The sequence below is a fragment of the Methanosarcina sp. MSH10X1 genome, assembly GCF_004099695.1.
Classification (GTDB): Archaea; Halobacteriota; Methanosarcinia; order Methanosarcinales; family Methanosarcinaceae; genus Methanosarcina.
Genome location: NZ_SCHL01000022.1, coordinates 1 through 20,343 on the forward strand (window position 1 = coordinate 1; position 20,343 = coordinate 20,343).

22 protein-coding genes are annotated in these 20,343 nt (G+C 41.8%); 14 read left to right on the plus strand and 8 right to left on the minus strand.

Features of this window, described 5'->3' with window-relative positions:
• The first annotated feature begins 983 nt into the window (after positions 1-983).
• On the plus strand, positions 984-1,193 hold the full coding sequence (locus tag EQO05_RS13265) for a hypothetical protein (protein WP_128507277.1): 210 nt from the start codon (positions 984-986) through the stop codon (positions 1,191-1,193).
• Between the two features lie 25 nt (positions 1,194-1,218).
• Positions 1,219-1,611 carry a VOC family protein gene (locus EQO05_RS13270; RefSeq protein WP_128507278.1) on the plus strand — a complete coding sequence of 131 codons (393 nt, stop codon included), beginning with the start codon at positions 1,219-1,221 and terminating at the stop codon, positions 1,609-1,611.
• A gap of 316 nt (positions 1,612-1,927) precedes the next feature.
• Here EQO05_RS13270 and EQO05_RS13275 read toward each other — a convergent pair whose 3' ends face one another.
• The gene (locus EQO05_RS13275) at positions 1,928-2,209 is read right to left on the minus strand and encodes a helix-turn-helix domain-containing protein (protein ID WP_128507280.1); all 282 of its coding nucleotides are present in this window, start codon (positions 2,207-2,209) and stop codon (positions 1,928-1,930) included.
• A gap of 619 nt (positions 2,210-2,828) precedes the next feature.
• Here EQO05_RS13275 and EQO05_RS13280 point away from each other — a divergent pair.
• A complete protein-coding gene (locus EQO05_RS13280) occupies positions 2,829-3,206 on the plus strand; it encodes a hypothetical protein (protein ID WP_128507283.1) in 378 nt (125 codons plus the stop codon).
• Positions 3,207-4,021: 815 nt separating this feature from the next.
• Here EQO05_RS13280 and EQO05_RS13285 read toward each other — a convergent pair.
• Positions 4,022-4,702 (minus strand): phosphoribosylanthranilate isomerase, encoded by a 681-nt coding sequence (locus EQO05_RS13285; RefSeq protein ID WP_240664690.1) that lies wholly within the window; start codon positions 4,700-4,702, stop codon positions 4,022-4,024.
• 655 nt (positions 4,703-5,357) lie between these two features.
• Between EQO05_RS13285 and EQO05_RS13290 the strand changes: the two genes are divergently transcribed.
• From EQO05_RS13290 to ftsY, 9 genes are all read left to right on the plus strand, one after another.
• On the plus strand, positions 5,358-5,807 hold the full coding sequence (locus EQO05_RS13290; protein ID WP_128507285.1) for a 30S ribosomal protein S19e: 450 nt from the start codon (positions 5,358-5,360) through the stop codon (positions 5,805-5,807).
• Positions 5,808-5,903: 96 nt separating this feature from the next.
• Positions 5,904-6,272, plus strand: coding sequence for a DNA-binding protein (locus EQO05_RS13295; RefSeq protein ID WP_128507287.1), 369 nt, complete (start codon positions 5,904-5,906; stop codon positions 6,270-6,272).
• Positions 6,273-6,277: 5 nt separating this feature from the next.
• Positions 6,278-6,880, plus strand: a complete 603-nt coding sequence (locus EQO05_RS13300) for an asparagine synthase-related protein (protein WP_128507289.1) — start codon at positions 6,278-6,280, stop codon at positions 6,878-6,880.
• Between the two features lie 273 nt (positions 6,881-7,153).
• The gene (locus EQO05_RS13305; protein WP_082086800.1) at positions 7,154-7,309 is read left to right on the plus strand and encodes a 50S ribosomal protein L39e; all 156 of its coding nucleotides are present in this window, start codon (positions 7,154-7,156) and stop codon (positions 7,307-7,309) included.
• An 18-nt stretch (positions 7,310-7,327) separates the two neighbouring features.
• Entirely contained in the window at positions 7,328-7,597 is a 270-nt protein-coding gene (locus EQO05_RS13310) for a 50S ribosomal protein L31e (RefSeq protein WP_128507290.1), read from the plus strand.
• A gap of 31 nt (positions 7,598-7,628) precedes the next feature.
• Positions 7,629-8,288 (plus strand): translation initiation factor IF-6, encoded by a 660-nt coding sequence (locus EQO05_RS13315; RefSeq protein ID WP_128507292.1) that lies wholly within the window; start codon positions 7,629-7,631, stop codon positions 8,286-8,288.
• A 52-nt stretch (positions 8,289-8,340) separates the two neighbouring features.
• On the plus strand, positions 8,341-8,517 hold the full coding sequence (rpl18a, locus tag EQO05_RS13320; RefSeq protein WP_048109172.1) for a 50S ribosomal protein L18Ae: 177 nt from the start codon (positions 8,341-8,343) through the stop codon (positions 8,515-8,517).
• 5 nt (positions 8,518-8,522) lie between these two features.
• Positions 8,523-8,954: a prefoldin subunit alpha gene (gene pfdA / locus EQO05_RS13325; RefSeq protein WP_128507294.1), complete on the plus strand. Its 432-nt coding sequence runs from the start codon at positions 8,523-8,525 to the stop codon at positions 8,952-8,954.
• Positions 8,955-9,067: 113 nt separating this feature from the next.
• Positions 9,068-10,336: a signal recognition particle-docking protein FtsY gene (gene ftsY, locus EQO05_RS13330; protein ID WP_128507296.1), complete on the plus strand. Its 1,269-nt coding sequence runs from the start codon at positions 9,068-9,070 to the stop codon at positions 10,334-10,336.
• A gap of 146 nt (positions 10,337-10,482) precedes the next feature.
• Here the strand turns inward: ftsY and EQO05_RS13335 are convergent, their stop codons facing one another.
• The 3 genes from EQO05_RS13335 to EQO05_RS13345 form a co-directional block, all read right to left on the minus strand.
• Entirely contained in the window at positions 10,483-10,671 is a 189-nt protein-coding gene (locus EQO05_RS13335) for a PspC domain-containing protein (RefSeq protein WP_128507298.1), read from the minus strand.
• A 245-nt stretch (positions 10,672-10,916) separates the two neighbouring features.
• On the minus strand, positions 10,917-12,008 hold the full coding sequence (locus EQO05_RS13340; RefSeq protein WP_128507300.1) for a hypothetical protein: 1,092 nt from the start codon (positions 12,006-12,008) through the stop codon (positions 10,917-10,919).
• Between the two features lie 36 nt (positions 12,009-12,044).
• Positions 12,045-13,028, minus strand: a complete 984-nt coding sequence (locus EQO05_RS13345) for a DUF523 and DUF1722 domain-containing protein (RefSeq protein ID WP_128507301.1) — start codon at positions 13,026-13,028, stop codon at positions 12,045-12,047.
• Between the two features lie 444 nt (positions 13,029-13,472).
• On the opposite strand from EQO05_RS13345, the gene EQO05_RS13350 reads away from it, so the two are divergent.
• Together EQO05_RS13350 and EQO05_RS13355 are read left to right on the plus strand one after the other, a co-directional pair.
• Positions 13,473-14,159, plus strand: coding sequence for a peroxiredoxin (locus EQO05_RS13350; protein WP_128507303.1), 687 nt, complete (start codon positions 13,473-13,475; stop codon positions 14,157-14,159).
• Between the two features lie 358 nt (positions 14,160-14,517).
• Entirely contained in the window at positions 14,518-15,207 is a 690-nt protein-coding gene (locus tag EQO05_RS13355; RefSeq protein ID WP_128507305.1) for a peroxiredoxin, read from the plus strand.
• Positions 15,208-15,581: 374 nt separating this feature from the next.
• On the opposite strand, the gene proC is transcribed toward EQO05_RS13355, so the two are convergent.
• The 3 genes from proC to EQO05_RS13370 all read right to left on the minus strand — a co-directional run bounded on the left by proC (position 15,582) and on the right by EQO05_RS13370 (position 19,387).
• The gene (proC, locus tag EQO05_RS13360; RefSeq protein WP_128507307.1) at positions 15,582-16,400 is read right to left on the minus strand and encodes a pyrroline-5-carboxylate reductase; all 819 of its coding nucleotides are present in this window, start codon (positions 16,398-16,400) and stop codon (positions 15,582-15,584) included.
• A 303-nt stretch (positions 16,401-16,703) separates the two neighbouring features.
• On the minus strand, positions 16,704-17,861 hold the full coding sequence (gene proB, locus EQO05_RS13365) for a glutamate 5-kinase (RefSeq protein ID WP_128507309.1): 1,158 nt from the start codon (positions 17,859-17,861) through the stop codon (positions 16,704-16,706).
• 137 nt (positions 17,862-17,998) lie between these two features.
• On the minus strand, positions 17,999-19,387 hold the full coding sequence (locus EQO05_RS13370) for a glutamate-5-semialdehyde dehydrogenase (protein ID WP_128507311.1): 1,389 nt from the start codon (positions 19,385-19,387) through the stop codon (positions 17,999-18,001).
• Positions 19,388-20,343: the final 956 nt, after the last annotated feature.

Consider the following 20,343-nt stretch of genomic DNA (forward strand, 5'->3'; position numbering starts at 1 on the left):
ACTACCAGAACAACCGGGCGGGCGGCCCGAAGCATACCCCATCCTTTAGGGTGGGGTGGCCGCCCGCAATTTGATTTGCTGTCTTGTTTGTAGCGACACTGACAGCTTCGGCAGTTAGTGCCGATGACGTAGCGGTACGAATAGCTCCAGCAATTGATGACGATGACGTAGCGATACTGACACCTTCACCAGTTAGTGCCAATGGCATAATAATGACACTGACAGATGAGCAGAAAGCTGCTCTCCAAAAGCATTTCAATGAAACTGTGTTATCGCGCCCTCATATAGATGGTCCGTGGCCTCCTATACATGGCCCGTGGCCTCCTATACATGGCCCGTGGTCTCACGTTAATCCGCATGTTGATTATCGTACAGACTTCAATAGAGCAATACAAAGTGGAAACTTTTTAAGAGTCACATCAATGAAACAAAACATAGGTTAATAGGTTTTACCTCTAAACCTATTTTCTTCTTTTTAAAATAGAATGTCTTCCTATTAACTCGTTGATATTTTATTTTTAATTTAGTTTGTTCATCTGTACCCATCCAAACTTATTTGCGTATAAGAAACTGAAATATGATGATTAGCCCGGAACGCAGGTGTGAGAATATTCACCTGGGTCAAAGTTTGGATGTGGGTTATTTGCTTGAGTATATTTTAATTCAGCCTTTCAATCTGCTAATCTTTTGTGTGTAGCTGGCTATAAAAGGCTAGAATTGAAGATCTAAAAACTCTGGAAACTACATCAAAAGTTTAATTTTATTCAATAATTTATACTGATGTTTTATGCACCAGTCATTCCACGGATACAGGAATACATCGCTTTTGGCCTGTAACCGCGACATTCAACGAAAACATTAAAACCGACTTCTGTTCTGTCCTTTTTCGTTTGAACATTTTGAAAGATTATTCTGGCGAAATTATATTTTTTTAGAAAATATTAATAAGGAAAAATCATGGATATAAACAGGGAGGAAAAACTATGAGACAAAACCCCATACAGAGTTTACGTGTTCCTCTTTCGGATTCATTTGAGGAGGATATGAAAAGGATAAGAGAAGAAAGAGAAAAACTAGTTCAAGAAATATCAGAGAAGTGTATTACCGCCAGTGACTTTACAAAAATCTGCCAGGACAACGTATTAAGTGTAAAAAAGAAAGAGGATAATAAGAACAACTGTCAGAAAGAGTGACTTTTAGAAAGCGGAGGAATAAGTGATGTTTACACGTATTGACCACGTGGAGATTCTACCGGGTGATTTCGGCAGATCGATGGCGTTCTATCAGGATGTACTGGAGTTTCGTCTGGTTTCTCGGATGCCAGTTGAGGCCGGATCGCTGAAAGAAATTGCCTACCTTCAGCTGGGCGACACCGTCATTGAATTACTGCATATGGAAAATCCCGCCCCGATGTCTTCTCCGATGTCTGTGGGCTACCGTGCGATTGCCCTTGAGGTTGAATCAATGGAAGCTGCGATCGCTTACTTGCATGATCATGGTATTGCGGTCACCTGGGGACCGATAGACCTGGGCGTATCTATCCGCGCCGAGATTACCGATCCAGATGGCTTGACCATAGAATTGCGGGAATGGAAAGACAAACCCTGGTAAATCTGAGATACGAGCTGGCAGGAAGCCTGATATAAAAAGATTCCCGAGCTCCCGGGAAAACAGCTATAAAGAGATTGAAGCCTGCAGGAGAGAACAATCTCATACCAGAATATTTCTGCTTACATGGGAAGATTATGGTTCAGGTTTTTCAGAGTAAGCACTTTCCGGGAATTCGTGCTTTTTCCGGAGCAGCCTGACAGGATCGGTTCTAAAATGATAATGAGGATATATTTTCTAATTGTATGATATATTTATAAGAATGAGCAATACTCAAAAATTTAGTTGGGGATTTTAATATCCCATATTCTGCTCGTACTTAACCTTTTATCTGATCAATTTTGCTGCAGAAATTCAGTATAGCACCCGTTATCTCACTTTCCGTGTTCAACTGGAAAATTCGCATGTTCTTTCCCAGGGGTTTTTCTATGACAATACCTAATGCGATCAGAGGGGTAATAACCCTTGATACGCTGGAATGAGACAATCCAGTTTCTTCAGCAATCCCTGCAAGGTAGGTTGCTTCATTCGGTCTTTCGATCAGGTTCATAAGTACTTTCATCTGTGCCGTTTTTCCAAATATTCTTTCTATTTGATCCATTGATATCATCTTATGTGGCTATTCCAGAAAGAATCAAAAACTAATTATTAGAAGATGCTCAAAGAGCTCCTCTCTTTTCTATGTGTAATTCTTTGCGAGAATAACTATTGAATAACAATAGCTATTCCGGGCATATCCTACTCATCGAGATCCAAGGTTAAGGTGGATGAAGTTGCAGATACCATCCTTGATTCTCGAAGGATGCAATTATATCAACCCTGGCTATGCAGATACTCATCGGCTAAGATGATGTACGAGGATCTATTTGTTACTTCTTCCTTATATGGGCTATTCTATTGATATATTTTATATATTTTCTATATAACTTAGAGTTTTATTATTTAATAGCTAGCTTTATTATCTATCAATATATTATTGTCATTTTGAAAAATTTTTTAATTAGAAAGTCTGCTTTGACTCTGGAAGCCATAGGGCTAAGGGCTCAGGAGAAACTCAAAAAACGGGAGTAGAGGACTCAGAAATATTACCAGCCTTTGTGCTGAATCCACACAACGGGAATCGCGGGAGATTTTTCTGCTGTAATTATATATTTAAGAGTCATACGGGAAAGAGATAAACTTTTGTCATTGTCAAGGAGCACTGCCCTGGATGTGAGAAAATGAAGCCTGAAGAAATGCTAACATATGCAACGAAGTTTGAATTCCCGCCAGCGAAAAATTTGAGACTCAGTATAGAGAAAAGCCTGTTCCTTGGTGGAGACCGCTGGTTAATCAAAAATATGGGAACTGAAGTCTTTGACCCCATCAAAGGTAAATTTGGATTTGTCCGGTTTAGTGAATCAACTCCAAAGTACTACTATTTAAGTTTAAAGGATGCTTTCGAGCTTGTTAAATGGATCATACAAAAAGAGGGAGAAGATGAGATAAACAGCAGGGGAAGATGCCGGCAGTGCGGCAAATTTGTAGGTGAAAATCAATTGAAACAGGCGCTTGGGAGGAACTGGTGTCAAGAATGTTATGATAATCTTCAAGACTGAAGATTGTCCTCTGCTAACAGGACTACCTGAGTACTTCTCAGAATATTCGATTCTTAACAGATAACCACCATCAGCAAATATCGAGAACTTTTTAGGAAAGGTTACCAATAATAAAATCTTAATAAACATTTAAATATTGTTTACTAAAAAAACATTTTATGCGGGGATATTATTCGTCCATAACCAATTTTTCATATAATTAATTATAAATAAATTTATGAATTATTATAGCTTGTAAACTGAAGAGAACAGATCAAAGCGAACAGATCAACCTCTACGTGAGTTAAAAAACCAATGGATCAACACAAATGGGAACACAAATGGGAAAAGTGACTGGTAGGATATGTGAGCAAAGAAATGCCTGGAAGAAGTTCTAATCCAGACAAATATTGGGGGATATTTTCCGGGTTACTGTATCAGGGGCTACAGTAAAAAGAACAGGGATCTTCCAGGCTTTTTCTAATCATTTCAAAGTGCTTTTTTACATGTATTTAGGTAAGTGATAGTATAGTTCTTCAAAAACTGTTACTTTTTTAGCCATAGAACCTCTAATGCAATGTGAGCATTTTCATCTATTTTTGTTATTTTTGTAGTACTTTCCAGAAAAGCCGTATCTGCCAGAATAGCCGAATTCGATAACACGCGCTCAATAGTTTAAGATAATCATAGAAAGAAATCTGACAGAATTCATGGAAAGAACTCTGAAAAAACCCATGCAAGGAACCCAGCAATATTTTTGAGGTCATCCAGAAAAAGCTAAAATTATCTGGCTTACTTTTTCCCTCTATTCTGTGTTTGCCTCTAAAAACCCGGGTTTAGTTTTTTAGAGATGGATCTCGAACCTTAAAAAATTCATATTTTGCGCTACATATGAAATTAATTAATTTTATTTCATCTTTGAAACCATCACAATCTTTAAGCCCGGAGCTGGCGTCTACGCCAAATGGTTTTACAAACCGTATAGCCTCCCCAACATTTTCAGGAGTCAGGCCTCCTGCCAAGAGAACTGGTTTTGATATCTTTTTAACAATGCTTCTACTAATATTCCAGTCATGGACCAAACCTGTCCCACCTACTTTATCATTGGCTAAATCAAGAGTATCCAGGATGAAAGCATCTACGACAGATTCAAAGGGTTTCATAGCTTGAATAACTTCAAACCCGTTAACATGAAAGTTTTTGATTATTTTTATGTGAGGGAGTATTTTACGCAGTGATATGATACTATCAACCGTACAATCAGAGTGTAGCTGGATAGAAGTAACGCCTATTTTATGCGCTAGATTAGAGATTTCTTCAGCATCATCCAGTTCTGTAACTAGAACTGGAGAAATATAAGGTGGGCATTCTTTCACTATTTTTTGAGCTAAATCTTTGTCAATAAAGTCATCGGAATTATGTTTTTGTCCCACTACTAATCCAATCGCATCGGCTCCGCAATATGCAGCCATAATAGCGTCTTCGACTCTTTTAATACCACAAATTTTTATTCTCATTGTTCTCCCCTGAAAAGTCTTCGTAGGGCTTTAGATATTTTACAGGCTGCCATAATTAAATTCAAAATCGAAAAGAATATTATAGTTCCTTAATCAATCGCATTATAAAATTGGTCATCTGATTAAGGGACAGTCCTGCCAAAACAGAAACTTCTTGAAACCAATAAGATATATTTTAATCCCCCTCTGCCTCATCAACAAACCAGATTTATCTTTATATTCAGCTTCCAGAATATGTTCATTAAGCGTTTATATATGAACTCGCACAATGCTTTTATAGCTTGAAGGTAATTACGCTGGATGTTGGCACTTGCGTCAATTGACAGGAGCCAGCTCTATACAATTAGATCGTTTTTCAGTTTGAAGTTTTTCATACTATAAATCGCCTGATCGATTGTATATGAATATTTAAATACAGTAATTTATAAATGTATCAACATCCTTCCAGTTTAAACTAAAATCATATTCACCGGCTTATCGGGCTTCAAAGCCCATAGCATTAGAGTCCATAAAATCCAGCTACAAAGAATGGAAAGGACCTCCCGAAAGAGAAGAGTTACCTCGTTTCGGGAAAAGCATATTTCTGGCAGCCAGGGGAGAAGAATCGGCGCTATCTTCCCGGCGCAAAGATAACCTAATTAGGAAAGGTGGCAGCATGACAACAGTATTTGATGTCCCTGCAATGGAACTTATTGAGAAGGTTGCGGGCATACTTAAAGAAAACGATAATGTCGTTCCCCCTGAGTGGGCAAAGAACGTAAAGACCGGGGTTCACAAGGAGCTTCCTCCGAGCAATGACGACTGGTGGTATATCAGAACCGCCGCAGTCCTGAGAAAAATCTATACCGACGGGCCTGTTGGAATTGAAAGGCTCAGATCAGTATATGGTGGAAAGAAGGACAACGGATCAAAGCCAGGCCACAAAGCAAAAGGCAGCGGTTCGATTGCCAGAAAGGCAGTACAGCAGCTTGAGGCTGCAGGCTACCTGCAAAAAGTAAAGGACGGAAGAACAGTATCTGCAAAGGGTCGTTCCATGCTTGACAATGCAGCCAATGAGCTCAGGCAGGAACTTCTTGAAAAGATCCCTGAACTTGCAAAATACTGAGAGCCCAATCCGAGGGGAACCTGAAAATTTTCCGGGATTCCCTTACAAATATTATTAAACTTAATCCAGATTGCTCCGGAAAACCGGTTTTTTTGGGTGATTGCCATGTCTACAATGGATGACGAACTTAACGAAATCCGAAAGAGACGGCTTGCAGAGATCCAGAAACAGCAGGCGCAGAACCAGCCGTCTGATATCCAGGCAGCTTACCAGCAGGAACAGGCCAGAGCTGAGATGGAAGCTCAAAAACAGGCCATCCTGAGGCAAATCCTGACTCCTGAAGCCAGAGAACGCCTTACAACCCTAAAAATGTCAAGGCCGGCTCTTGGAGAACAGCTCGAAATGCAGCTGATCTCGCTTGCTCAGAGTGGAAGGCTACCGTCTCAAATCGACGACGAACAGCTTAAAAAACTCCTGATGAAGATGCAGCCTAAAAAGCGTAAGACATCCATAACCCGGGTTTAAAAACAATGAAAATTTCGGTCCTCTTTAGCGGAGGCAAGGATAGTTCGCTCTCTGTCCTTTTGATGGAACCGCTTTTTGAGATAGAACTCGTAACCTGCAGCTTCGGCCTGCTCCCCAACGGAGAGCTGGCTGCAAAGACTGCAAAAGAGCTGGGGTTTCCACACAGGGTTCTCACTCTGGAACGGGAAATCCTTGAAAAGGCTTACGAGAAAGTACTGAAAGACGGTTTCCCGAAAAGCGCTATTAATTATATTCATGAAAAAGCCGTAGAAACTCTTGCTTCGGACCCCGACGTCAAATTCATTGCTGACGGAACCCGAAGGGATGATAGAGTTCCTGTGCTCTCAATCTCACAGATACGAAGTATCGAAGACCGGCTGGGAGTTCAGTATATCTGTCCTTTGAAGGGATATGGCAGAAAAACCGTGAGTATTCTTGTAGAACGCTATCTGAGAATTGAAGAGGGACCGAGTGAGAGTATTCCGAAAGCGGACTATGAAACCGAGCTCAGGGAGTTAATCAGGCAGAGAGACGGTGAAGAGAAAATAAAGGAACTGTTCCCTGCCCATATCCAGTCCCATGTGCTTTCCAGGAAAGGACTGCCCTGAAGAAGAGATTCCCCGAAATTGGGAAGTCTTCCAGAAGGGGAAAATTCTGGAATAAAGATTTATACGATAATCGAGTTATATTCAACCCTTATACTGCTGCAGATTAACCAGAACCCTCATAGAATTTACCGGATATGGTTTTAAGAATTGCCATTAAAGCTGGCAGGGTAAAACCTCAATTATGCAAGGGTTACAATTACAATCAGCTAATTATCGGATATAACCGGAAGTTAACAGAATTAAATTATTTACAGGTCAACAGGTGTGATCCACTTGAGTCATAACATGAAAGGACAGAAGAGGCGCCTGGCAAAGGCGCACAAGCAGAACACACGCGTTCCAGTGTGGGTTATTGTGAAAACTAACCGGAAGGTCGTGAGTCATCCCAGACGCAGGCACTGGAGAAGAAGAAGCCTGGATGTAAAGTAAGCGAGGAAGGTGGGAAAAATGGCAGACGACATGGTAAAAGAACAGATTTATACAATCCCTCTCAGGGTTATAAAGACCGTACCTGCATGGAAAAGAGCAAACAGGGCAATTACTGAAGTGAGAGCTTACCTTGTAAGGCACATGAAAGTTGATTCTTTGCAGGTCAAACTGGACAAATCAATCAATGAGCGCCTATGGGAAAAAGGCTGTGAGAAGCCTCCTCTCTCCATCAGGGTCAGAGCTGTAAAATTCGCAGATGGCGAGGTACAGGCAGAACTCGCCCAGTAAGGATACCAGAAAACGCGAAGCTTCAAAGAATATGATTCGAACAGTGGATATCTACGACACCCCGATGATCGGGGTCTTTGCAACCTGCACAGAGGATATTGTTCTTGTCCCTCCTCAGACAAAGCCTGAAACCTGTGCCATACTTGAGGATTCGCTGGATGTAAGGGTTATTGAGACTCTTGTAAACGGAAGCGTTGTGATCGGAGCCCTTTCCAGAGGAAACTCAAACGGCTTCCTTTTTTCTCACGGGACCGACACAAGGGAAATGCAGGCACTGACAGGAGTTAAGGCCGAAATCCTTCCAGGCAGACTGAATGCAGTAGGAAACATTGTGCTTGCAAACGATTTTGCAGCACTTGTCCATCCTGAACTGTCAGACAGGGCTATTGAGACAATAGCCAGTACCCTCCAGGTTGAAGTTTACAGAGGAACGATTGCCGGGATAAAGAATGTAGGGATGGCAGGAGTTGTTACTGACAAAGGGCTTCTTGTACACCCCAAAGTGACAGGTTCAGAAAAAGAGATTCTGGAAAAGATCTTCGAGCTTCCGGTATACATAGGGACTACGAACTTTGGGACTCAGATGCTTGGCTCAGGCCTGCTTGCAAACTCAAAGAACTATCTGGCAGGTTCAGACACTACAGGACCCGAACTCGGGAGAATCGAGGAAGCCCTCGGATTCATAGAGTGAGACAATCATCCATCTGTTCCGGAATAAAGCTACAGCAAGAGTGGTGACCAAGATGAAGAACTTTATTGTAAAAGGCAAATTCAAAGCAGGAAATTCCTGGGAAAAATTCACAAAGCAGATCGAAAGTCAGAATGAAAAGAACGCAACGGATAAGGTCTATTCTGTCTTCGGAAGCAAGCACGGTATTAAGAGAAGCCAGATCCAGATCGAAAGCATTGCTGAGGAGTGAAGGATATGGCAGGAGTCAGTGAAGATATCAGAAATCTGGCAGCCAGGCATCAGGAATTCCAGAGACAGGCAGAAGCCTTAAGGCAGCAGATGAATATGGTTCAGGCTTCCATTACAAGCTGTGACCAGACAATAATAACCATCAACGAGCTTAAGACCGCTTCAGCGGAAGGGAAGATTGCCGAAACGATGGTCCCCGTAGGTTTTGGTTCATTCGTTCATGCCGAAATAAAAAATGCAGATAAGGTTATTGTGGACCTTGGATCGGGCTTCAGTGCAGAAAAAACTGCAGATGAAGCTATTGAAACTCTTAACCGCCGCAAAGAGCAGCTTACGAAAATCCTCGAACAGATGAATACTTCACTGACTAATTATTTACAGGGCATGCAGGCCCTGGAAACTGAGGCTGCAAAGCTTCAGCAACCTGGCCAGGCCTGAAAAGACCTGGCTCAGACAAAAAGGATAAAACTCAAAATCCCTATTTGAGAACGAAGCCTTTTATTTCGAATTAACTATCTATTTTTTATTGAATTTCTTTGGGATGGGATCCTGTGTTCAACAAATTCAAAGAAAAACTTGGGAATTTTAAGAAGGCACTAAGCAGAACCATTGATGACAAAGCGGTAGAAATCGAACCGGTAGTCGAACCTGTGCCTGAGTCCGAAGAGGGCTTTGAAGAGGAGATCGAGCCCATTCCAGAGGAAGAAGAGTACGAAACACCCCTGGAAGAGGAGGAAGAGTACGAAATCGAGCCCGCCGAAGACAAACCTGTAAAGACTGCATCTCCAAAGGTCGGGATCGAAGACTTGAAAAAGGCAGAATACAGGAAAAAACTTGAGGACCGGAAAAAGGTTGCAGAGAGCAAACCTTTGGAAGAAGAAGTGCCTGAAGAAAAGAAATCCTTCTTTAAAAAATTCTCCTCGAAGGTAGGATTTACACAAAAAGCAAAGGCGCTGGTCTTTAACAGAGAGGTCTATCTGGATAGTAAAGACCTTGAAGAACCTCTCTGGGAACTTGAAATGGGACTTCTTGAGAGCGACCTTGCCCTTTCGGTTTCCGAGGCAATTGTGGAATCCGTGAAAAAACAGCTCACAGGTACCACAAAACGTATCGGAAGCAATACGGGAGAGATTGTAGAGGCAGCCCTGGAAAAAGCTATCTATGACGTGGTTTCCGCCAATACTTTTGATTTTGACGAGTATGTACGGAACAGGGAAAAGCCTGTACATATTGTCTTTGTTGGAATCAACGGAACAGGGAAAACAACGTCCATTGCAAAAATGACGCACAGGCTGCTCAAATCAGATTACTCTGTGGTTCTTGCTGCAGGAGATACCTTCAGGGCAGGTGCAATTGACCAGCTCGGGATTCATGCCGACAGGCTCGGAGTAAAAATGATTAAGCATCAGCCCGGAGCCGACCCTGCGGCAGTTATTTATGACGCGGTGCAGTATGCAAAAGCCCATAAAATTGATTTCGTGCTTTCGGATACGGCAGGCCGTATGCATACCAATCTCAACCTTATGTCGCAGATGGAAAAAATCTGCAGGGTAAGCACTCCGGATCTCATAATTTTTGTGGATGAAGCTGTAGCAGGAAATGATGCCGTTGAGAGGGCTGCGCAGTTCAATGAAGCTGTGCCGATTGATGGGTCTATCCTGACAAAAATAGATGCTGATGCCAAAGGAGGAGCAGCGATATCCATTGCCTATATCACAGGCAAACCCATTCTCTTTTTCGGGGTAGGTCAGGGTTATGAGGATTTAAAAAAGTTTGATCCCGAGTGGTTTATAGACCAGCTTTTCAACCAGACCGTTTAAGCTTTGAGCTATCAGGGAATAGTAAATCTCCCGAACTCCTTCGGGAGCACTATTTCGCGAATTCTGCTGCAGGACTAATATGGAGAATCTTAGATTTCTAAGACTCTGGATTTCCCGGAGGAGAGTTTGGATTTTAACCGAGAATCTCAGGGCTCCTCAGGAATAATAATCCATGCTATTATATAGGCAACCAGACCGCCTGCTCCCGCGCTCACTATGGAAATAAGCAGCCATAGAAGCCTTATAAGCGTAGGGTCAAGCTTAAAGTATTCACCAATCCCGCCACATACCCCTGCAATAATCCTGTTCCTCTTCGACCTGTACAACCTATTCATTTGACCACCCTTATTATGCTTAAATAAGCTAATAACAGATTGCTGGCATTCGCGCTGTAAGTCAGTTTTCTATCAATCCTTTTTAAAATGATTGTAATAATAGATTGCTTAGATTCGATTTATAAGTAACTCCGGGCTAAAACGTTCATCAGGAGTTCCCTTACACTTGACGGTACAGGCTAATTTTTAAGCTACATTCCTATTCACGATTTCCTTTCACAAAGACATGGCAGAAAACCAGATTCTCAAATTTTGGCCCACTCACTGGTTATATTTTCAGATAAAAAGTTCTCCCCGGATGCCTGCACATATACCCTGAAATTTCCACCTCCAGGGACCTTAAGCCCATTCGCAGTGTAATTGTAAACGCCTTCAGGCTCAATCGTAACCTGAGAACTTTCGATCTCATCCCAGAGAGAGAGCTCATCTTCACCCTGAAGGGCCACGTAAACAGTCATATTTTCAGCCCTTTCTGAGCCTACATTAGTTGCAGAAACCCTGACATCGACAACTCCTTCTTTTTTTGAGTATTCGCACAGCGCTTTGAAATCAAGATTAATCATTGGTCTTCTATAAACAGGGACAACACGTACAGGCTGGTCTGCATATTCTTCGGGAATTTCTCCTATCTGCCAGTCACTACCTGTGGTTTCCAGATAGTAGTAATTGCTACCTTCGTACTCGAAACTCCTGCCTTTCTGCCCAGGATTGCATTTTATCCCCAGAGCCATATGTTCAGGTAGTTCCAGAAGGACAGCGTCGCATCCCATTTCCTGGAGAATTGCTACGGAGAGAATTGAGGTATCTTCACAGTCCCCCCCATTCTCATAAAGAGTTTCATAAGGAAAACGAGGGTACTGGTCGTAACCTGAACTCTGGAGGTCCGAGGTATAGTTAAAGGACTGAACAAATGAAGCACAAAATTCCGGGATTTCGCTTTCCTCAAACCCATAAGCTTTCGAAAGGGAAAATAAAGCGTTTGTAATCTCCTTAATTAACAAGTCATCGTATGGGTCCGAGGCGAATAGATCATAATCCCTGTTTCGAGTCCTGTCTTTATATGTTTCATATAGTGCATCGTCAAGAGGCAGGGTAAGCTGCCAGCGACGGCCTTCGTATTCCCATGAGTAAGTTCGGGATGGCATTCCGGCAGTTACTGATCCTTCCGCAATCGAAGCATTGCAAGGCTCGCAGTTTATAATGTTTACTCCTACAGGATTCTCGCCGGCATCGCCTATGCCGGAGTATACGGAAGTCTCAGGGCAGGGCCAGGTTAAGAGAAACTCGGCCAGATAAATGAACAGGAAAAGATAAAGCAGAGTGGCTGCGCTTTTCATAAATTACCCCCCATCCAGAATTGCATAGTCTCTAACTCATTTCCAGAGGTCTTCTCTGAGATGGGAGTCTACATATTCGACTTCCAGCAGGCCTTCCGGATAGGGCTCAAAAAAGGACTGATCCATAAGGTACTGATCCCCAAAGCGCACAGCCCAGGCTCTGATGGTATTAATTGCAGGGCAAAGTGAGGTCTTTCCGTCCCTGTATTTCTGGATTAAATCAAAAAATAGCGCTTTTTCCTGAGCCGAGAGCTTCTCTGAGAAATATCCGAAAGCGTGCATGAGCACATTAATATTCGCTGTATATTTCGGAGGTTTTGATAGGGCGTTGTAAAGATGCTGCTCGTAATCAAAGATCAGTTCCTGAAAAGTTCTCCCCTCTTTATTTGCAACAATATTTCCGAGTTGCCGGAGTTCCGCCTGGCTGTATGCCATGAGAAGGTACTTGTTTTCGGTATGGAATGCAATAAGGTCTCTCATGCGGCCTTCGGATTTTATTTTTCGGAAAGCGGCAAGTACAAAGAGCTTGGTCATGAAATGCTCTTTTATGCGGGAATTCCTTAGCCTGCCTTCATCCTCGATGGCAAGATAAGGAAATCTTCTCAGGACTATTCCCCCGAAAAACCCTGAAGTCTTCCCGATTGCTCCTGACCTGAGTGCTGCAGTTGAGTAAACTTTCACGTCCTTAATGCCACAGGAAGGAGACCGGTATTTCAGAATAAAACCGTCAATGTCTCCTGCAGAATTTAGGAAATCAGTGCAAAATGCCTCCATAACTTCAGTTAGATCCCTGCCGCTTGCGGACTGTACAAGCCGCTGTTTCCCATTTTCAAGAATTATCCTTATCGGATTTCTGGGAACACCGAGCCCTATTTCCACTTCCGGACAAACAGGCAGGAAATCGACATATTCCACAAGGTTTGCCACTATGGGACTGCTTATTACATCCCCGTTATATCTACATCGATCAAACTCAAGGCACCTACTAACCACGACCTTTGGCCGAACAAACTCCCTCATTTAAACCCCATATAAGAAAGGATTTCCAGCATAAATTACTTTCCAGAAGAAGGTCGCAAGAGACTTCTTTTTTAAAAATAGTAAGTTAGAAAGTAAGGATCTTTCTGAAAAGGTTTTAAATCAGTTATTGCATAAAAATAGTAAGTTAGAAGGAATAAATGGTTTAAAAATAAATCAAAAATTTAACAAGAATCGCCGCATAACATATGTCCAGGAAGAGAGATTTTTGAAAAAAGTGGCTTTATAAAAGCTAGTTTTTCCATTAATGGAGGCACCCTTACTTATTCCGGAAATAGATTTATAGTAACAAAAATAATTATAGGATATAACCTATTAAGGGGACCAGGGAAAGGGCAGTGTTTTTAGGGGTTAAGTTCCCGAAAAATCGAGGTCAGTCTCAAGATCCCAAAAAACGGTGTACTTTAAAAATTATAAGGTGAAGATATGGTACAAGCCGAGTATGAACAGATACGTATGCCGCTTATAGGAGACGATGCACCCGCGTTTAAAGCCGTGACAACTGAGGGACCAATGAATTTCCCGGATGACTACAAAGGCAAATGGGTCATTCTCTTCAGCCATCCTGCCGATTTCACACCCGTGTGCACTACCGAATTCATGACTTTTGCCAGCATGCAGGAAGAATTCAGGGAAATGAATACCGAACTTATAGGACTTTCTATAGACAGTGTATTTTCCCATATTGCCTGGCTTAAGAGGATTGAAGAAAAAATCGAATATAAAGGAATGAAAAATCTCGAGATCAAGTTCCCGGTAATAGAAGACCTGAAGATGGATGTTGCGAAAAAATATGGTATGATCCAGCCAAAAGCCTCGACTACACAGGCTGTAAGAGCCGTATTTATAATAGACCCTGAAGCAAAGATCAGGACAATACTTTACTATCCGCAGTCAACCGGAAGGAATATGCAGGAGATTAAGAGGATAGTTATCGCCCTTCAGAAAAATGCAGCTGAAAAAGTTGCAACACCAGCTAACTGGCAGCCTGGAGAGGATGTCATTATTCCGGCTCCAAGTTCGATGAAAGCCGTAAAAGAAAGACTTGGCACGCCCGAAGAGAACACGTACTGTCTTGACTGGTATTTATGCCTGAAAAAAGACAGCAAATAAGATAATATACAGGGATAAATACACAGATGAGTATAAAGATTTTTAAAAACTTTATACAACCTTTTTTGCTTTGTTAATAGAGAAAACTCCTGGGAAACTGACCCAGGAGCCTGATTTTTAACCGGGGCGGTCTTCATCTTTTTTAATGCCGGGTACTGTCGAATTAAAGATGAGATTTTGAAACTCCCGGTGGGGGAAGCTTTTATTCGGCGTTTGAGAAGGGATTTATAAGAATGAAAATATATATAAAATTGCTTTTGGGGGCGGGGGAAAAGTAGAATTTTTAATGTTCACTCCCGGTAACTCGAAGTCAGTTTCCATATACAGGAACTCCTGAAGCGAAAGTGCAGGTGAGAGTATGGTAGAAACCGAGTACGAGAAAATATATATACCATTAATTGGGGAAGGTGCCCCCTCATTTGAAGCCGTGACGACTCAGGGACCAATCAACTTCCCTGAAGATTATAAAGGCAAATGGGTTATTCTCTTCAGCCATCCTGCCGATTTCACACCCGTGTGCACTACCGAATTTATGACGTTTGCCAGCATGCAGGAAGAATTCAAAGAAATGAATACAGAGCTCATTGGGATTTCTATAGATAGCATTTTTTCCCATATTGCATGGCTTAAGAGAATTGAGGAGAAGATCGAGTATAAAGGAATGAAAAATGTAAAGGTCGGTTTCCCCGTAATAGCTGACCTGAAAATGGATGTTGCCAAAAAGTACGGCATGGTTCAGTTAAAGGGTTCAAGAATCCAGACTGCAAGAGCGACATTTGTTATAGATCCCGAGTCAAAAATCAGGGCAATGATCTACTATCCTGTGCCAAATGGCAGGAACATGCAGGAATTCAAGAGGCTAATTACTGCCATGCAGAAGAACTACGCCGAAGGGGTATCGACTCCGGCAAACTGGCAGCCAGGTGATGACGTTATAATTCGTCCGCCCCGCTCAATGAAGGAGGTAGAGGAGAGGCTTGAAGAAGCCGATGATGGGGTTTACTGCCTTGATTGGTTTATATGCCTCAAGAAACAAAGCAAAAAATAATCCTGAAAACCTGAATTAAAGAGCTTCCAGAGGTTGGGAGCGGATACGGCAGGTTAGTGAGAGGAATTAATTCAAAATTATGGTAGTAAGGGAGGATCTCTTACGGGGAAAGAGATCCTCTGGTGAATCGAAGAAGGTCTAAAACTCCGTTTCACCCGAATTCATCGTAAGAAGAGATGTAAAAGTTAAAGGGTTGAAATAAAAGCTGAAAAGGTTAAATAATGACCCCCTATACCTCCTTTTTTGTGTGGTCGAGTTAATAATGCTCAAAATAATATACGAAGAACTGCTATATAAAATTTACTCATATTTGTAATAAATGATCATTAAATATAGGAAAAGGAAAAAGAAAATAATAAATGTAGTAGAAAAATTTACTTCTTTCCGAGTTCTTTTGAGCGTTCGCTTGCCTTTATAACTGCATTCATGAATGCAGCTCTGATTCCTGCTTCTTCAAGGGCATGAACACCCTGAATGGTAGTCCCGGCAGGAGAGGTAACCATATCCTTGAGTTCTCCGGGATGCAGACCTGTTTCCAGCACCATTCGTGCAGCTCCAAGTACAGTCTGGGCTGCGAGTGTGAGGGCGCTTTTCCGGTCCATTCCTTCAAGCACAGCCCCATCAGCCATTGCTTCGATCACCGGGAAGATAAATGCAGGTCCGCTGCCGGAAAGGCCTGTGACGGCGTCCATAAGGGACTCAGGCAGCTGAACTGCAGTGCCGACCGCAGAAAAAATCTCAAGCGCAGCTTTCAGGTCTTCGGAGGTAGCACTTTTGCCGGGAGAAATTCCTGAGGCGGCTTCGGAAACTGTGGCTGCAATATTTGGCATCACCCGGACAACTCTCGTACCTTCAGGAAGAATGTTTTCGTAAGTGGCAAGAGGCACACCGGCTGCAATTGAGATGATAAGTTTATCGTTACTTATGTAAGGTTTAAGGTTTTCGAGCACAAAACTCAAGGTTTGAGGTTTCACCGCAAGGATAAGAATATCAGATTCCCGGGCAATAACAGCATTGTCTGTTGATACGTTGATGCCAAGCTGTGCATTCAGTTCATTCAAAAAAGGTTCGTATACATCGCTTGCGCCAAGATTTTCAGGTTTTACAATTTCAGCCTTTATGATTCCCTGCATGAGAGCAGAGCCCATCTTTCCTGCTCCGATAAATCCTATCTTTCGGTTCTGAACTGTCATATGTTATTTCTCCTATTTTCGAGATAAATGTAAACATTGAGGCGATTGTCTTAAAACTTACGTACAGTTAATATTGAGTAATCTCAAGAGTTCAGTAGTTTAAAGGAACCTGGTAATCTCAATCAGCCCAATAATTTACAGGAACTTAGTATTTAAAGGAATTTAGTATTAAGAACTTAGTATTTAAAAGAATTTAGTATTTAAAGGAACTTAATAGACTGATAAGGACTCCAGACCGGAAGAAATTAATTTAAGCCTTAGAACTCCGGAAAATCCATTTTAATCCTCTGTATTACCGTAAATTCAATTTAATTCTTCCAGTATGCCGATATTTTCTTTTTTTATGACGTTGCTGTAATTATTATATCCCAGAATACCCTCAATTTCATCGGTGTGGGCTCCTTTAATTTTAGTAAGTTCCTGAGAGGTGTAATCCGTGATTCCTTTCGCAAAAATCCTGCCTTCACACTCGAGTCTCACCACATCTCCCCGGTCAAAAGTTCCTTCGACTTCCACAATTCCTGCCGGAAGGAGGCTGTTTTTCCCCAGAACTGCAGCTTTTGCCCCTGCGTCCACGCGGACAGTGCCTGAAGCCCTTGCAAGAATGATCCAGCGGGCGCGGTTCTTCTGGATGTGCCTTTCAGCCAGGAAAAGGGTTCCTATTTCTTCCCCGGAAAGAGCTTTGAGAAGCACATCATTAATTTCACTACTGGCAATCAGGACATAACAGCCTGCCATGCTGCAGATCTTTGCAGCTTTTATCTTGGTTCTCATCCCTCCTACACCCTTAAAGCTTGTAGGGTCGCCCCCATAACTTTCGATTTCAGGTGTAATTTTTTCCACAAGAGGAATGAGTCTGGCGTCACTGTGTGTCTTGGGATTCCTGTCAAAAAGACCGTCGATATCCGAAAGGATAATGAGGAGATCAGCATCAATTTTGCTTGCGACCATTGCGGAGAGCTTGTCATTATCTCCAAAGATGGCTTCAATCTCATTCGTACACGTACAGTCGTTTTCGTTTATTATGGGAACTACCCCATATTCCAGAAGTGTAGATATACTGTTCCTCAGGTTCAGGTAGGATACCCGGTCAGAATAGAATTCATAAGTAAGAAGGATCTGAGCGACTTTTATCCCATACTTTGAAAAGGCTTCGCTCCAGTACTGCATCAGGATACTCTGTCCCACAGCTGCCGCTGCCTGCCTTATGGGGATTTCACGAGGTTTTGGGGCAATGCCCAGTTCATAGAGCCCTACACCTATTGCCCCTGAACTTACCACAATTACTTCTTTTCCACGCCTTCGAAGCTCGGAGACCTGGGCTGCAATATTTTCCATAAAGGTAGGATCAATACTGCAATTTTCTTTTTTACTATCACAGTTTTGTTTTGTAATTGAGGAAGTACCGATTTTGATAACGATTTTATTAACTTCATTGAGAAATTCGTTTCTGTCTGTCAATCACAAGGCCTCATAAAGTATTTTGGAAGTTCAGCTGGAATAAGCCGCAGCCGCAATCCGAACTTCCATCGCTTGCACTCAATTTGCGCTGGTATCTCAGTTTAGATATATAAATATATCACAAATGTCAACAGGTTTTAGTTTACATCTTCAAATTTAAGGTCAAGTTTCCTGTGCGTATAGGGCTTTGCATTCTCTCCTGCATAGTCTGCAACGACCTGCCCTTTCCCGAGCAAGACATATTTGTAGATCAGGAGGCCCTCCATGCCTACAGGCCCGCGGGAATGAATTTTGTTTGTGCTGATTCCGACCTCAGCCCCTTTCCCGTAACGATAACCGTCTGCAAAACGGGTTGAGGCGTTTACCATAACACTCGAAGAATCAACAAGCCCTGTGAATTCTTTTCTTCTTGAGGCATCCTCGGTTATTATCCCATCGGTATGGTGAGAACCGAAGGTGTTTATGTGGTCAATGGCTTCCTTTATAGTATCAACAAACTTCATCGAAAGAACGAGATCATTATATTCAAGGCTCCAGTCCTCTTCCTTAGCCTTTAAAAGAGGAGAAAGTCCTTCTTTTTTAAGCAGGGCATAACTGTCCTGATCACAGCGCAGTTCAACCCCTGCCCCAAGATACATTTCTGCCATCCTCGGAAGGAAGGATTCAGCAAGCTTACGGTTTACCAGAAGGGTTTCAATGGCATTGCAGACTGCAGGATACTGAACCTTGGCATCGAAGCAAACCTTCCAGGCTGTATTGAGGTCTGCATACTCATCCACGTAGATATGGCAGATTCCGCTTGTGTGCCCGAGTACCGGAATTTTCGTATTTTCCTGAATAAACTTGACAAACTCATTTGAACCCCTGGGGATGAGGAGGTCTACGTAGGCGTCAAGGCTTAAAAGATCCATTATTTCCTCTCTGGTCTCCATAAGCTGGAATGCGCCTGCTGGCATGCCGTCTGTAGATTCTATGGCTTTTACAAGAATCTGGAAAATAGTGCGGTTGGACTCCCTGGCTTCGCTTCCGCCTTTGAAAATGGTCGCGTTTCCGCTCTTAAGGCACAGAGACATAACCTGAGGCACCACATCAGGCCTGGATTCAAAGATAACCCCTATAAGCCCTATTGGGCAGCTCACCTGGTAAAGGATGAGGTCTTTGTCCAGTTCAAGAGTTGATAGGGTATCCCCTACCGGGTCCTGGAGCTTAATTACATCTCTGATCCCTGTGATCATCCCATCAATCTTTGAGTCATTTACTTTAAGCCGGTCTACAAGGGCTTGAGTTAGCTTTCCTTTATTTTTCAGTTCCGCTGCATATTCAAGATCTTTTGAGTTCGCATCCAGAATAGTTTTCCTTTCATCATCCAGAGCCTGAGCCATGGCTTCAAGCGCTCGGTTTTTTACTTCGGTACTTACACTGGAAAGTTCAATTGACGCTTTTTTTGCTTGAATTACTTTGGTTTTGATATCTTCAGCCATATGATCACCGTCTGATATGACGACTTTTGAATGCCACGGTTTGATAACCGGGCAGCCAAATTGTTAGTTATGCCAAAATTTGCAGAGAGGATTCAACATTTAAATAGGGAGATTCAGTATTATTTGATACCGTATATAAGTAATGAAGCTCGTTATTAAATTGCGGGTAATGGATCTTACTATTGAATTATAATAATCCTATTATTGAATTATAATAATCCTACTATTGAATGATAATAATCCTATTATTGAATTATAATAATCCTACTATTGAATGATAATAATCCTATTATTGAATGATAAGTATTGGGTCAGGTATTGGAGGATTAAGTACTGAATTTAGACTGAATTTGAATTAAACTAAAGCTAATTTTTTCATTTAACCTTGAGGGTACATTCATAATTTAAAGATGAATTAATTCTTCCCGCTGCACCAGAAATAAGCATGAAAGAAAAGAAGGAAAACATCTCTTAATATTTTTTAATAACTTTCTGTACACTGCTTCGATATAAGATAAAGTCAGGTTCTAAATAAAAGATACCGTCTTATCAAGTAACTGGTAGTTACGTTACTAATAACTGAGAAGGTTTAATCGCAAATTTTTATCTAATGATTTATTCATGAAGCGTAATTTATAGAATGTTTTTATCAGGTTATGTAAAAAATGGTCTTAGCTTATTAAATCTTAGATTTAACCATATAAAAAATACACATTAACTTTTATTGGCCCAATATACTGGATAAAGTTAGTCTTACATTAATTTTGTTGGAGCGGGAAACTAATGATGCCATCTTACAGAATTCACTCCTCCAGTTTATGTTAAAAGGAGAACAGAATTTGTAAAAAGCCCGGCAAAAGTGAGACTCAAAAAGCTTTCTTAATGATAGATATTATTTCAAAACGAATATATATACGATGAATATAACTATAGAATACGCGATTCTATTATCTGGAAGCGCATACTACATCTGAAAAAAGAAATTGCAGAGCACCCTTATA